Below are 14730 nucleotides of genomic sequence, written 5' to 3' on the forward strand. Positions count from 1 at the left end.
GGGGTCAGGCTACGGCAACGACGTCGAGGATGCGCTGGACCACGCGGTCCTGGTCGATGCCTGCCGCTTCGGCCTCGAAGGACAGGATGATGCGGTGGCGCAGCACATCGAACAGGACCGCCTGGATGTCCTCGGGGCTGACGAAGTCGCGCCCGGCCAGCCAGGCATGGGCCCGGGCGCAGCGATCGAGGGCGATGGAGCCGCGGGGGCTGGCACCGTAGGCGATCCAGTCGGCGAGTTCGGCGTCGAACTTGGCCGGGGTGCGGGTGGCCATTACCAGCTGGACCAGGTATTCCTCCACGGCGTCGGCCATGTACAGCCCGAGGATTTCCTTGCGGGCGGCGAAGATTGCTTGCTGGCTGACGCGTCGCTCGGGCTTGGCCTCGCCGCCGAGGGCTTCGCCCCGTGCCTGGGCGAGAATGCGGCGTTCGACGGCGGCGTCGGGGAAGCCGATTTTCACGTGCATCAGGAAGCGGTCGAGTTGGGCTTCGGGCAGTGGGTAGGTGCCTTCCTGCTCGATGGGGTTCTGGGTGGCCATGACCAGGAACAGCGGCGACAGGTCGTAGGTACTGCGGCCGACGCTGACCTGGCGTTCGGCCATGGCTTCGAGCAGTGCGGACTGGACTTTGGCGGGGGCGCGGTTGATTTCGTCGGCCAGGACCAGGTTATGGAAGATCGGGCCTTGCTGGAACACGAAGCTACCGGTTTCTGGGCGGTAGATTTCGGTGCCGGTGATGTCGGCGGGCAGCAGGTCTGGGGTGAACTGGATGCGGTGGAACTGGGCTTCGATGCCTTCGGCGAGTTCTTTGATGGCCTTGGTCTTGGCCAGGCCTGGGGCACCCTCGACGAGCATGTGGCCATCGGCCAGGAGCACGATCAACAGACGTTCGACCAGTTTTTCCTGGCCTAGGATCTGGGAGGAAAGAAATGTGCGCAGCGCGATCAGCGCTTCACGGTGTTCCATCGGCGACGGTTCCTGGGATTGGGCCCGGGCGCGCTGTGAGCGGGTGCCTGGGGCAGGGGGTGATACTTTAATCTATCCGGGGGGGTGGCGACCAATGGCGGTGGGTAAAATTCTCGAAAAGTCAGTCGTGCTCGTTGTGTGTTGCTTTTGCTTCGGGGGTACGCGGTCGTTCAGGTATCGCCAATTGGGTCATGAGGTCGAGCTTGGGTTTTCGGCAGCAAGACGTTGGCGAGGTGATCCTGTAGGGGGCGGATATATGGGAGTGGGGCGAAAAGGTGAGTGATCACGTTAGTTGAATGCCGCCCTTAAATCTGTGCTTTGAAGTTTGAAGTTTTGGTTTCTGGATGCGTGAGCATATCCATTTGCCAAGGTGACGCTCAATCACCTTTCCGCTCTTACAGCGGGTCACTTTTTGGCAGACGCCCCAAAAAGTAACCAAAAAAGTCTGGCTCCTATCATCCGGCCCCTGCGCTGCGCTCCGGGGTTCTCTCGCTCCGGGCTTGCTCCGGGAGGACCGCGCTGAACGGCCCTTCCTGGGCCGCAGCGCTTGACGGGCATCCATGCCCGTCACCTCCCTGCGCAAGCCCTGCGCTCGGCCTCCTGAAGTCGCATGAGGTGGCGCCTGAACTACCGCGCGCCAGAAGCAAGAGCAAAGCGAAGCAAAAGAAAGTTCGCCTCGCATTTTGTAATTTTAATAGTTAATGAGCGGCTGATTTAGTTGTTATTGTTGTTGTTTTTGTTCGGAGTTGGTATTTGATGCTTCGCTTTTGCTTTTAATGCGCGATATCCCAGACGCTGCAAAGTGCGACGTCAGTAGGCCGAGCGTAGGGCTTGCGGAGGGAGGTGACGGGCATGGATGCCCGTCAAGCGCTGCGGCCCAGGAGGGGCCGTTCAGCGCGGTCCTCCCGGGAGCAAGCCCGTAGCGAGGGAACCCCGGAGCGAAGCGTAGGGGCCGGATGATAGGAGCCAGCGGTTTTTGCCTACTTTTGCCCAAGAGCAAAAGTAGGTCGCCGTAAAGGCGAAAAGGTGAATGAGCGCCTCCATGGCGAATGGATATTCACGCTATCTGAATGCCGCCCTTAAATCTGTGCATTGAAGTTTGAAGTTTGAAGTTTGAAGTTTGAAGTTTTGGTTTCTGGATACGTGAGCTTATCCATTTGCCAAGGTGACGCTCAATCACCTTTCCGCTCTTACAGCGGGTCACTTTTTGGCAGACGCCCCAAAAAGTAACCAAAAAAGTCTGGCTCCTATCATCCGGCCCCTACGCTGCGCTCCGGGGTTCCCTCGCTCCGGGCTTGCTCCGGGAGGACCGCGCTGAACGGCCCCTCCTGGGCCGCAGCGCTTGACGGGCATCCATGCCCGTCACCTCCCTGCGCAAGCCCTGCGCTCGGCCTCCTGAAGTCGCATCAGGTGGCGCCTGAACTACCGCGCGCTAGAAGCAAGAGCAAAGCGAAGCAAAAGAAAGTTTGCCTCGCATTTTGTAATTTTAATAGTTAATGAGCGGCTGATTTAGTTGTTATTGTTTTTGTTCGGAGTTGGTATTTGATGCTTCGCTTTTGCTTTTAATGCGCGATATTCCAGGCGCTGCAAAGTGCGACGTCAGTAGGCCGAGCGTAGGGCTTGCGGAGGGAGGTGACGGGCATGGATGCCCGTCAAGCGCTGCGGCCCAGGAGGGGCCGTTCAGCGCGGTCCTCCCGGGAGCAAGCCCGTAGCGAGGGAACCCCGGAGCGAAGCGTAGGGGCCGGATGATAGGAGCCAGCGGTTTTTGCCTACTTTTGCCCAAGAGCAAAAGTAGGTCGCCGTAAAGGCGAAAAGGTGAATGAGCGCCTCCATGGCGAATGGATATTCACGCTATCTGAATGCCGCCCTTAAATCTGTGCTTTGAAGTTTGAAGTTTGAAGTTTGAAATTTTGGTTTCTGGATACGTGAGCATATCCATTTGCCAAGGTGACGCTCAATCACCTTTCCGCTCTTACAGCGGGTCACTTTTTGGCAGACGCCCCAAAAAGTAACCAAAAAAGTCTGGCTCCTATCATCCGGCCCCTGCGCTGCGCTCCGGGGTTCCCTCGCTCCGGGCTTGCTCCGGGAGGACCGCGCTGAACGGCCCCTCCTGGGCCGCAGCGCTTGACGGGCATCCATGCCCGTCACCTCCCTGCGCAAGCCCTGCGCTCGGCCTCCTGAAGTCGCATTAGGTGGCGCCTGAACTACCGCGCGCTAGAAGCAAGAGCAAAGCGAAGCAAAAGAAAATTTGTCTCGCATTTATGGTTTTAATATTGAATGTGCGGCTGGTTTAGCTGTTGTTGTTGTTGTTGTTGTTGTTGTTGTTGTTGTTCGGATTTGGTATTTCATGCTCCGCTTTTGCTTTTCATGCGCGATATCCCAGGCGCTGCAAATTGCGACGTCAGTAGGCCGAGCGTAGGGCTTGCGGAGGGAGGTGACGGGCATGGATGCCCGTCAAGCGCTGCGGCCCAGGAGGGGCCGTTCTGCGCGGTCCTCCCGGGAGCAAGCCCGTAGCGAGGGAACCCCGAAGCGCAGCGTAGGGGCCGGATGATAGGAGCCAGCGGTTTTTGCCTACTTTTGCCCAAGAGCAAAAGTAGGTCGCCGTAAAGGCGAAAAGGTGAATGAGCGCCTCCATGGCGAATGGATATTCACGCGATTTGAATGCCACCCCTAAGTTCGCCTCATCACCTCTGCCCCCACTCCTTAAAAACGCCCGAAAAAAGTAACTACGAAATCTAGCGGCTATCGTCCAGCCACAGTGCTAAGCCCCCTGAATTCTCAATAGAGGGCGACTGAACCACCGCCCACTAGAAGCGAAATCAAGTTCCAGGCGGAGAAGGGAAATTTCTGTACTTAGATGTTGAATGTGCGGGTAGGCACCGAGGTTAAGCTGTTGCTTGCTGAACTCACCAAGCCAACCGGAGTTCAGCCAGATGGATGAGTTGAGTAAAAAATTCCCCGTGTTCACCAGCACCAAACCTTATGTCCTGCGCATAGGGATCTTCTTCGACGGCACCGGCAACAACGCCCGCAACGCCGTTACCCCCGACTCCCCCACACAAAAATACACCACCGGCAGTTACGCCAACGCCCCAACCAACATCGCCCTGTTACACACGCTATACCCCACCGGCCAACCGCAGGCCACGCCAAATAAACACTTCATGAAACTCTACATCGAAGGCATAGGCACCACCGAAGCCAGCCAGGACTCGACCTTCGCCCAAGCCACCGGACGCGGTCAGACAGGTGTCGAAGCCAGAGTCCAGCAAGCCTTGGCCATGGTCGACCACCACCTGATCGACTGCTTGCACACCCACCCCCACCCCCACCACATCGAGTTCGACCTGTTTGGCTTCAGTCGGGGCGCCGCCGCCGCTCGCCACTTGCTCAACCGGCTACACGACGACACACCCATCTGCTCGCAATATCCACACCTCAAGACCAGCGTCAACTTCATCGGCCTGTTCGACACCGTCGCCGCCATCACCGCCCCACTGCACAATCGCCTCACCCAGGGCACCGCCCGATTCGGCAAGCTACGCCTGGGCTTGGCCCAGGGTTGTGCGCGGCATGTGGTGCAACTGGTCGCCAGCGACGAGCGCCGACACAACTTCCCGTTGGTGCGCACCGACCACGACATCCACATGCCCGGCGTCCATTCAAACATCGGTGGCGGCTATCCCCAGGCACAGCAGGAAAGCGTCCTCCTGTGCAAACCCAACGCCAGCCGCGTCGCACTGACCACGCCTGCCGAACGGACTCGCGCGTATGCAATCACCCGCGCCTTGCTGGAGCAGGCGTACAAGGATTTGCCCGCGCCAAAGCCACAGCTGTTGACCTGGGAAGCACCCATCGCCGGAAGCCGGAGCCGCCGCGATGATCCGGAAAAACAGGTATATGCCGCCGTGCAGTGGCAGCGGGAGGTGAAGGGACAGTTGTCCCGCATCTACCTGAGCGTCATGCGGGAACTGGCCGTGCGCGGCGGGGTGCCTTTCGCCAATCTGGGCAATGACCCAGCCCATCAACTGCCGGACGATCTGCACACCATCAGCCGCAAATTGCATGACTTCGCTCTCGGGCACAGCGCAGACCCGGGGTTGACGCAGGAGGAAACTGCCCAGTTGCGAGAGAAATACATCCACACCTCGGCAAACTGGAATGCACTCAAGGGGCTATGCAACAGCACACTGGATCAGCTCTACATCGACAGACCCGCTGAAGCAGGTCGAGTCATGCACTCCAACCCCGTGCAATGAGGGCAGACAGTCCACGCAAATGGAGTTGCGTGGACAGCAAGGTTCAGCGGGTCTTGGGGGGGGGGCTCGGCAATCGTCTGGCCTGGGGATGGCCGAGGTCGCAGCCTGCGAAGGGGCGTTGCAGAACAGGGCAGCAGGTCCTCGGCTTCCAGGGACGAGCAGTACGTGCGGCATTGTTCCAGGTCACCGCGTTCGAACAGCGCGTTCTTCAGTTCGGTGGTACCTGAACTGAGTTTGTTCCAGATCGTTAGCCAGAAACAGGGGAGGTGCGCGTACCAGCGCCGGATGTTCGCCGACGATCGAGGCCGGTCCTGTGCGCCCTCAAAGCTCGCTAACGAAGGTACCGGTACCCTCGAGGATATTGCGCAACGTCAGCGCCACCTCTTCCAGGTCAGTTCCTTGCGACGTCAACACAATCTCCAGCGACTCATCGCCTTTCAGCGCATCCCGGTCACTGGCAGCCACTTCGATCAACAAGCGCTGGGCACTCAAGGTCACTTTCAAGCCATCCAGGGTCGAGGGTTCGTCGTCCAGGGTCAGGTCGACCGTGTCCTCGTCCGGGTAGCGGGTCAGCAGGAACATCTGTCCCTTGTCGCTGTGGCAGCACAGGGTCGCCATGTCGTCTTCTTCTTCATCGCAGGGCGTGGCGAAGAGCAGGGCGGTTTTGATTTGCATGGGCGGCTCGGATCAAAGGAAATGAGGGGGAATTCTGACAGCCTTGCACGCATCCATAAACGTAAAGTTACCCCCCCTTGACCGAAATTGTCGCAGCGCTGCAAGCCGTAGTGACCACTCAGTCGTTAAGCTGCGCCGAGCCTATGAACGTGGCCTACACGTTCAACGCCTGGTTTTACCGTCCGCCTTGCCACGGTTTGGCTATCGTTGATCCGTACCAAGGCGCACGCATGCGACGCTTCAACTATTACAAAGCCCAAGCGGAGTACCACAGATGGCGTTCTTCACCGCAGCCAGCAAAGCCGACTTCCAGCACCAACTGCAGGCGGCCCTGGCGCAGCACATCAGCGAACAGTCCCTGCCACAAGTGGCGCTGTTCGCCGAGCAGTTCTTCGGCATCATCTCTCTGGACGAACTCACCCAGCGCAGGCTGTCCGACCTGGCCGGCTGCACGCTGTCTGCCTGGCGCATCATCGAGCGCTTCGACCCTGCACAACCGCAAGTGCGGGTCTACAACCCGGATTATGAGCGCAATGGCTGGCAATCGACCCACACGGTGGTCGAGGTGCTGCACCACGACTTGCCATTTTTGGTCGATTCGGTACGCACCGAGCTGAACCGCCGCGGCTACAGCATCCACACCCTGCAGACCACGGTGCTGAGCGTGCGTCGTGGCGCCAAGGGCGAACTGCTCGAACTGCTGCCCAAGGGCACCCAGGGTGAGGGCGTGCGTCATGAATCGCTGATGTACCTGGAGATCGACCGCTGCGCCAATGCCGCCGAACTGACGGTGCTGACCCGTGAAATCGAGCAGGTCTTGGCCGAAGTGCGGGTGGCAGTTGCCGATTTCGAGCCGATGAAGGCCAAGCTGCGCGAAGTGGTCGCTTTGGTGGAGCAGACGCCGTTTGCACCGGTGCAGCATGAGAAGGCCGAGGTCAAGGCGTTCCTCGAATGGTTGTTGGACAACCATTTCACTTTCTTGGGCTACGAAGAATTCACGGTCCGGGACGACAACGCCGGCGGCCAGATGGTGTACGACGAGCAGTCATTCCTCGGCCTGCCACGGCGCCTGCGCGTGGGGCTGAGCGCCGAAGAACTGCGCATCGAAGATTACGCCGTGGCCTACCTCAACGAGCCGCTGCTGCTGTCCTTCGCCAAGGCTGCGCTGCCCAGCCGCGTGCATCGCCCGGCTTATCCGGACTACGTGTCGATTCGCCAGCTCGATGCCGCTGGCAAGGTCATCAAGGAACACCGCTTCATGGGCCTGTACACCTCGTCGGTCTATGGCGAGAGTGTGCATGCCATCCCGTACATCCGCGTCAAGGTCAATGAAGTCGAGCGCCGTTCTGGCTTCGATCCCAAGGCTCACCTGGGCAAGGAACTGGCCCAGGTGCTAGAGGTGTTGCCACGCGACGACCTGTTCCAGACCCCGGTCGACGAGCTGTTCAGCACCGTGATGTCGATCGTGCAGATCCAGGAGCGCAACAAGATTCGCGTATTCCTGCGCAAGGACCCCTACGGCCGCTTCTGCTACTGCCTGGCCTACGTACCGCGTGAGATCTACTCCACCGAGGTGCGCCAGAAGATCCAGCAGGTGCTGATGGAGCGCCTGAAGGCCAGCGACTGCGAGTTCTGGACCTTCTTCTCCGAGTCGGTGCTGGCGCGTGTGCAGCTGATCTTGCGGGTCGACCCGAAGAACCGCATCGACATCGACCCGCAGCAGCTGGAAAACGAAGTGATCCAGGCCTGCCGCTCGTGGCAGGACGACTACTCGGCACTGGTGATCGAGAACTTCGGCGAGGCCCAGGGCACCAACATTCTTGCCGACTTCCCCAAAGGCTTCCCGGCCGGCTACCGTGAGCGCTTCCCTGCGCACTCGGCGGTGGTCGACCTTCAGCACGTGCTGGCACTGTCTGAAAACAAGCCGCTGGCCATGAGTTTCTACCAGCCGCTGACCCGTCTTGGCGAGCGCCTGCTGCACTGCAAGCTGTACCACGCCGATACGCCACTGGCACTGTCCGATGTGCTGCCGATCCTGGAGAACCTTGGCCTGCGCGTGCTGGGTGAGTTCCCGTACCGCTTGCGTCATGCCAGCGGCCGCGAATACTGGATTCACGATTTCGCCTTCACCTACAGCGAAGGCCTGAGCCTGGATATCCAGCAGCTCAACGACATCTTGCAGGATGCCTTCGTCCACATCGTCAAAGGCGATGCCGAGAACGACGCCTTCAACCGCCTGGTCCTGACCGCCGGCCTGCCGTGGCGCGATGTGGCACTGCTGCGCGCGTATGCGCGTTACCTCAAGCAGATTCGCCTGGGCTTCGACCTGGGCTACATCGCCAGCACCCTGAACAACCACACCGACATCGCCCGTGAGCTGACCCGGTTGTTCAAGACCCGTTTCTACCTGGCGCGCAAACTCACCCAGGACGACCTGGACGACAAGCAGCAGCGCCTGGAGCAGGCGATTCTCAGCGCCTTGGACGACGTTCAGGTGCTCAACGAGGACCGTATCCTGCGTCGCTACCTGGACCTGATCAAGGCCACGTTGCGCACCAACTTCTACCAACCGGACGCCCATGGGCACAACAAGTCGTACTTCAGCTTCAAGTTCAACCCCAAGCTGATTCCCGAACTGCCCAAGCCGGTGCCGAAGTTCGAGATCTTCGTCTATTCGCCGCGGGTCGAAGGTGTGCACCTGCGCTTTGGCAACGTCGCCCGTGGCGGCTTGCGTTGGTCGGACCGCGAGGAAGACTTCCGCACCGAGGTGCTGGGCCTGGTGAAAGCCCAGCAAGTGAAGAACTCGGTGATCGTGCCGGTCGGGGCCAAGGGTGGCTTCCTGCCGCGTCGTCTGCCATTGGGTGGCACCCGTGACGAGATCGCCGCCGAGGGCGTAGCGTGCTACCGCATCTTCATCAGTGGACTGCTCGACATCACCGACAACCTCAAGGAGGGCGGCGTGGTGCCGCCAGCCAACGTGGTGCGTCACGACGATGACGATCCGTACCTGGTGGTAGCGGCGGACAAAGGCACAGCGACCTTCTCCGATATCGCCAACGGCATCGCCATCGACTACGGCTTCTGGTTGGGCGATGCCTTCGCCTCGGGTGGTTCGGCTGGCTACGACCACAAGAAGATGGGCATCACCGCCCGCGGTGCCTGGGTGGGTGTTCAGCGCCACTTCCGCGAGCGTGGGATCAACGTGCAGGAAGACCCGATCACTGTGATCGGCATCGGCGACATGGCCGGTGACGTATTCGGTAACGGCCTGCTGATGTCCGACAAGCTGCAACTGGTGGCGGCGTTCAACCACCTGCACATCTTCATCGACCCGAATCCGGATCCGGCCACCAGCTTCGCCGAACGTCAGCGCCTGTTCGATCTGCCACGTTCGGCCTGGAGCGACTACGACACCAGCATCATGTCCGAAGGCGGCGGGATTTTCCCGCGCAGTGCCAAGAGCATTGCCATCAGCCCGCAGATGAAAGAGCGCTTCGCCATCGAGGCTGATCGCCTGACCCCGACCGAGCTGCTCAACGCGCTGCTCAAGGCGCCGGTCGACCTGCTGTGGAACGGCGGTATCGGCACCTACGTCAAAGCCAGCAGCGAAAGCCACGCCGATGTCGGTGATAAGGCCAACGACGCCCTGCGCGTCAATGGCAACGAGCTTCGCTGCAAGGTGGTGGGTGAGGGCGGCAACCTGGGCATGACCCAGCTGGGTCGGGTCGAGTTCGGCCTGCACGGTGGCGCTACCAACACCGACTTCATCGACAACGCCGGTGGTGTGGACTGCTCCGACCATGAGGTCAACATCAAGATCCTGCTCAACGAAGTGGTGCAGGGTGGCGACATGACCGAGAAGCAGCGCAACCAGCTGCTCGGCAGCATGACCGACGAGGTGGCCAGCCTGGTGCTGGGCAACAACTACAAGCAGACCCAGGCGCTGTCGCTGGCGGCCCGTCGTGCCCGCGAGCGGATCGCCGAGTACAAGCGCCTGATGGCTGACCTGGAGGGCCGGGGCAAGCTGGATCGGGCCATCGAGTTCCTGCCGTCCGAGGAGCAGTTGGCCGAGCGCCTGGCCGCAGGCCAGGGCCTGACCCGTGCCGAGCTGTCGGTGCTGATTTCGTACAGCAAGATCGACCTCAAGGAGCAACTGCTCAAGTCGCTGGTGCCGGACGACGACTACCTGACCCGTGACATGGAAACCGCGTTCCCGCCGTCGCTGGTCAGCAAGTTCGCCGACGCCATGCGTCGTCATCGTCTGAAACGTGAGATCGTCAGCACCCAGATCGCCAACGATCTGGTCAACAACATGGGGATCACCTTCGTCCAGCGCCTGAAGGAGTCGACCGGCATGAGCCCGGCCAACGTGGCCGGGGCTTATGTGATCGTGCGCGACATCTTCCACCTGCCGCATTGGTTCCGCCAGATCGAGGCGCTGGATTACCAGGTGCCGGCAGAGGTCCAACTGACCCTGATGGACGAGCTGATGCGCCTGGGCCGCCGGGCCACCCGCTGGTTCCTGCGTAGCCGTCGCAACGAGCAGGATGCCGGGCGTGACACCGCGCACTTCGGGCCGAAAATCGCCCAACTGGGCCTGAAGCTCGACGAGTTGCTCGAAGGCCCGACCCGTGAGCGTTGGATGGTTCGTTACCAGGGCTTCGTCGATGCTGGTGTGCCGGAGCTGTTGGCGCGCATGGTGGCGGGTACCAGCCACCTGTACACGCTGTTGCCGATCATCGAGGCGGCTGACGTGACCGGGCATGATCCGGCCCAGGTGGCCAAGGCGTTCTTCGCTGTGGGCAGTGCCTTCGACCTGACCTGGTACCTGCAGGAGGTCAGCAACCTGACGGTGGAGAACAACTGGCAGGCACTGGCCCGCGAGTCGTTCCGCGACGACATCGACCTGCAGCAGCGCGCGATCACCATTTCCGTGCTGCAGATGGCGGATGCGCCGCAGGACATGGATGCCCGCGTGGCGCTGTGGGCCGAGCAGCACCGGGTGATGGTCGAGCGCTGGCGCGCCATGCTAGACGACTTGCGCAACGCACCGGGTACTGACTATGCGATGTACGCGGTGGCCAACCGCGAGCTGGTCGACTTGGCGATGAGTGGGCAGGCGACGGTGGTGCCGTCCTGATCATCAAGCTGAAATGAGAAAGCCCCGGCAGTGATGCCGGGGCTTTTTTATGAGGCTTGGCGGGAGTTTTGTGGTGGTACGCAAATCGAGCGCCGCCCACGCGACGCATCGCGAGCAGGGCTCGCCCCTCGTTTTTTCCGGCCAGTAACGCCTGCCCCAGACGCACGCAAATCCCGTAGGAGCGAGCCTCGCTCGCGATGCGCCGCGCGGGCGGCGCCCGATCTTACAGGGAAAAAATCGCCTAAGACTAACCCCTTGCAGCCCACCCTCTGGCTACTTGAACCGCCGCTCCACCCCTTTCTCCACCAGGATCTTCGCCGAAATCTCCTCCACCGAAAAATGCGTGGAGTTGATGTTGGGAATGTTCTCGCGCCGGAACAGGTTTTCCACCTCTCTCACTTCGAACTCGCACTGGGCAAAGCTCGAATAGCGGCTGTTGGGCTTGCGCTCGTGGCGGATGGCAGTCAGGCGGTCGGGGTCGATGGTCAGCCCGAACAGCTTGTGCTGGTGCTTTTTCAGCACCGCGGGCAGCTGCAGGCGCTCCATGTCGTCCTCGGTCAGCGGATAGTTGGCGGCGCGGATACCGAATTGCATGGCCATGTACAGGCAGGTGGGCGTCTTGCCGCACCGCGATACGCCCACCAGGATCAAGTCGGCCTTGTCGTAGTAGTGGGTACGGGCGCCGTCGTCGTTGTCCAAAGCGAAATTGACCGCTTCGATGCGCTCCATGTAGTTGGAGTTGCCACCGATTGAGTGGGATTTACCGACGGAATACGACGAATGGGCAGTCAATTCCTGCTCGAGCGGGGATAAAAACGTCGAAAAGATGTCGATCATGAAGCCATTCGACGTGGCCAGGATCTCGCGGATGTCCTGGTTGACGATGGTGTCGAAGATGATCGGGCGCATGCCGTCCCGCTCCGCCGCGGCATTGATTTGCTGGACCATGGTCCGCGCTTTGTCAGGCGTATCGATGTACGGGCGAGTGAATTTGTTGAACGGAATGCTATCGAATTGAGCGAGCAGGCTTTGGCCCAGGGTCTCGGCGGTGATGCCGGTGCCATCGGAGATGAAGAACGCGGTTCTTTTCATTTGCATCCTGGGCCTTAAGCTGATGACGTTTCTTGGATATGATAAGTTCGGTTTGCCGAATGCGGCTGTCGGCATTCTCACTTATTTTCCAGGTACAGGCCACAAGCGTCCGGCCAAGTCAGAACAGGCAGGCGGGCGCCCTTGAGCTTTTCCAATACAGTTAGTGGAGAGATCACCTTGGTAGAGTACGTAGTTTCCCTCGATAAGCTCGGCGTCCATGATGTGGAGCATGTGGGGGGCAAGAACGCATCCCTGGGCGAGATGATCAGTAACCTCGCAGGTGCCGGCGTTTCGGTGCCGGGCGGCTTTGCCACTACGGCTCAGGCGTACCGCGATTTTCTCGAGCAGAGTGGCCTGAACGACCGCATCCATGCCGCGCTTGATGCGTTGGACGTGGACGACGTCAACGCCTTGGCCAAGACCGGCGCACAGATCCGCCAGTGGGTGATGGAGGCCGAGTTCCCGGCTCGCCTGGATTCGGAAATCCGAACTGCCTTCGCCGAAATGTCCAAGGGCAACGACAACATGGCCGTGGCCGTGCGTTCCTCGGCCACCGCCGAAGACTTGCCGGATGCCTCCTTCGCCGGCCAGCAGGAGACCTTCCTGAACATCCGTGGCGTCGACAACGTGATCCGCGCGGCAAAGGAAGTGTTCGCCTCGCTGTTCAATGACCGCGCCATCGCCTACCGCGTGCACCAAGGCTTCGACCATAAGCTGGTGGCCCTGTCCGCTGGCGTGCAGCGTATGGTCCGTTCGGAAACCGGCACCGCCGGTGTGATGTTCACCCTCGACACCGAGTCGGGCTTCCGCGACGTGGTGTTCATCACCGGCGCCTATGGCCTGGGTGAAACCGTGGTGCAAGGTGCGGTGAACCCGGACGAATTCTACGTCCACAAACAGACGCTGCAGGCTGGCCGCCCGGCGATCCTGCGCCGCAACCTGGGCAGCAAGGCGATCAAGATGGTCTATGGCGACGAAGCCAAGGCCGGACGGTCGGTCAAGACGGTCGAAGTCGACCGCGCCGATCGTGCGCGCTTCTGCCTGAGCGACGACGAAGTGAACGAGTTGGCCAAGCAGGCCATGATCATCGAGCAGCACTACCAGCGCCCGATGGACATCGAGTGGGCCAAGGACGGCGACGACGGCAAGCTGTACATCGTCCAGGCTCGCCCTGAGACCGTGAAGAGCCGCGCCAGCGCCAACGTCATGGAGCGTTACCTGCTCAAGGAAAAAGGCACCGTTCTGGTCGAAGGCCGCGCCATCGGCCAGCGCATCGGTGCCGGCAAGGTCCGCGTTATCAACGACGTGTCCGAAATGGACAAGGTGCAACCAGGCGACGTATTGGTCTCCGACATGACCGACCCGGACTGGGAACCGGTCATGAAGCGCGCGAGCGCCATCGTCACCAACCGTGGTGGCCGTACCTGCCACGCGGCGATCATCGCCCGTGAGCTGGGTATTCCGGCTGTGGTCGGTTGCGGCAATGCCACCCAGATCCTCAAGGATGGCCAGGGCGTCACCGTCTCCTGCGCGGAGGGCGACACCGGCTTCATCTTCGAAGGTGAACTGGGCTTTGACGTCAAGCAGAACTCGGTCGACGCCATGCCGGAGCTGCCGTTCAAGATCATGATGAACGTCGGTAACCCGGACCGCGCCTTCGACTTCGCCCAACTGCCCAACGAAGGTGTTGGCCTGGCGCGCCTGGAATTCATCATCAACCGCATGATCGGCGTGCACCCCAAGGCGTTGCTGAACTATGCCGGCCTGCCGCCAGAGCTGAAAGAGAGCGTCGACAAGCGCATCGCCGGCTACAACGATCCGGTCGGCTTCTACGTCGAGAAGCTGGTCGAGGGAATCAGCACCCTGGCTGCGGCCTTCTACCCGAAAAAGGTCATCGTGCGCCTGTCGGACTTCAAGTCCAACGAGTACGCCAACCTGATCGGCGGCAAGCTGTACGAGCCGGAAGAAGAAAACCCGATGCTGGGCTTCCGCGGTGCTTCGCGCTACATCAGCGAGTCGTTCCGTGACTGCTTCGAGCTCGAATGCCGTGCCCTCAAGCGCGTGCGCAACGAGATGGGCCTGACCAACGTCGAGATCATGGTGCCGTTCGTGCGTACCCTGGGCGAGGCCAGCCAGGTGGTCGACCTGCTCGCCGAAAACGGCCTGGCCCGTGGCGACAACGGCCTACGCGTGATCATGATGTGCGAGCTGCCGTCCAACGCGCTGCTGGCCGACGAGTTCCTCGAGTACTTCGACGGCTTCTCCATCGGCTCCAACGACCTGACCCAGCTCACACTGGGCCTGGACCGCGACTCGGGCATCATTGCCCACCTGTTCGATGAGCGTAACCCTGCGGTGAAGAAGCTGCTGGCCAACGCCATTGCCGCGTGCAACAAGGCTGGCAAGTACATCGGCATCTGCGGCCAAGGCCCGTCGGACCACCCGGACCTGGCAAAATGGCTGATGGAGCAGGGCATCGAAAGCGTGTCGCTGAACCCGGACTCGGTACTCGAGACCTGGTTCTTCCTGGCCGAAGGCCAGGGTGTGGCCTGATGCAGTGAATTGCGGGGGCGCGTCTGGCGCGTCCCCGCCTGGTTTCA

Annotated in this window: 6 protein-coding genes and 1 pseudogene; 3 read left to right on the forward strand and 4 right to left on the reverse strand. The window is 60.9% G+C overall.

What is annotated here, in order from left to right:
* Positions 1-4: 4 nt before the first annotated feature.
* A complete protein-coding gene (locus P3R38_RS07635) occupies positions 5-964 on the reverse strand; it encodes a MoxR family ATPase (protein ID WP_023379511.1) in 960 nt (319 codons plus the stop codon).
* A gap of 2933 nt (positions 965-3897) precedes the next feature.
* Here P3R38_RS07635 and P3R38_RS07640 point away from each other — a divergent pair.
* A complete protein-coding gene (locus P3R38_RS07640) occupies positions 3898-5223 on the forward strand; it encodes a DUF2235 domain-containing protein (protein ID WP_104882794.1) in 1326 nt (441 codons plus the stop codon).
* Positions 5224-5351: 128 nt separating this feature from the next.
* On the opposite strand, the pseudogene P3R38_RS07645 reads toward P3R38_RS07640, so the two are convergent.
* Together P3R38_RS07645 and P3R38_RS07650 are read right to left on the reverse strand one after the other, a co-directional pair.
* Positions 5352-5498 (reverse strand): annotated as a pseudogene (locus P3R38_RS07645) (L-2-hydroxyglutarate oxidase); the annotation flags it as partial.
* A 46-nt stretch (positions 5499-5544) separates the two neighbouring features.
* Positions 5545-5898 carry a hypothetical protein gene (locus P3R38_RS07650; RefSeq protein WP_023379514.1) on the reverse strand — a complete coding sequence of 118 codons (354 nt, stop codon included), beginning with the start codon at positions 5896-5898 and terminating at the stop codon, positions 5545-5547.
* A 274-nt stretch (positions 5899-6172) separates the two neighbouring features.
* Here P3R38_RS07650 and P3R38_RS07655 point away from each other — a divergent pair, with 274 nt between their 5' ends.
* Positions 6173-11038 (forward strand): NAD-glutamate dehydrogenase, encoded by a 4866-nt coding sequence (locus P3R38_RS07655; RefSeq protein WP_104882009.1) that lies wholly within the window; start codon positions 6173-6175, stop codon positions 11036-11038.
* Positions 11039-11311: 273 nt separating this feature from the next.
* Here P3R38_RS07655 and P3R38_RS07660 read toward each other — a convergent pair whose 3' ends face one another.
* Positions 11312-12136: a pyruvate, water dikinase regulatory protein gene (locus P3R38_RS07660; protein WP_177325243.1), complete on the reverse strand. Its 825-nt coding sequence runs from the start codon at positions 12134-12136 to the stop codon at positions 11312-11314.
* A 171-nt stretch (positions 12137-12307) separates the two neighbouring features.
* Between P3R38_RS07660 and ppsA the strand changes: the two genes are divergently transcribed.
* On the forward strand, positions 12308-14683 hold the full coding sequence (gene ppsA / locus P3R38_RS07665; RefSeq protein WP_023379517.1) for a phosphoenolpyruvate synthase: 2376 nt from the start codon (positions 12308-12310) through the stop codon (positions 14681-14683).
* Positions 14684-14730: the final 47 nt, after the last annotated feature.

Source organism: Pseudomonas sp. NyZ480 (assembly GCF_029537255.1).
Taxonomy (GTDB): Bacteria; Pseudomonadota; Gammaproteobacteria; order Pseudomonadales; family Pseudomonadaceae; genus Aquipseudomonas; species Aquipseudomonas taiwanensis.

What these genes read in the sequence shown, in the direction of transcription:
- P3R38_RS07640 (WP_104882794.1), top strand. Translation starts at nt 3,898, where the DNA reads ATGGATGAGTTGAGTAAAAAATTCCCCGTGTTCACCAGCACCAAACCT.
- P3R38_RS07655 (WP_104882009.1), top strand. Translation starts at nt 6,173, where the DNA reads ATGGCGTTCTTCACCGCAGCCAGCAAAGCCGACTTCCAGCACCAACTG.
- P3R38_RS07650 (WP_023379514.1), bottom strand. Translation starts at nt 5,898, where the DNA reads ATGCAAATCAAAACCGCCCTGCTCTTCGCCACGCCCTGCGATGAAGAA.
- P3R38_RS07635 (WP_023379511.1), bottom strand. Translation starts at nt 964, where the DNA reads ATGGAACACCGTGAAGCGCTGATCGCGCTGCGCACATTTCTTTCCTCC.
- P3R38_RS07660 (WP_177325243.1), bottom strand. Translation starts at nt 12,136, where the DNA reads ATGCAAATGAAAAGAACCGCGTTCTTCATCTCCGATGGCACCGGCATC.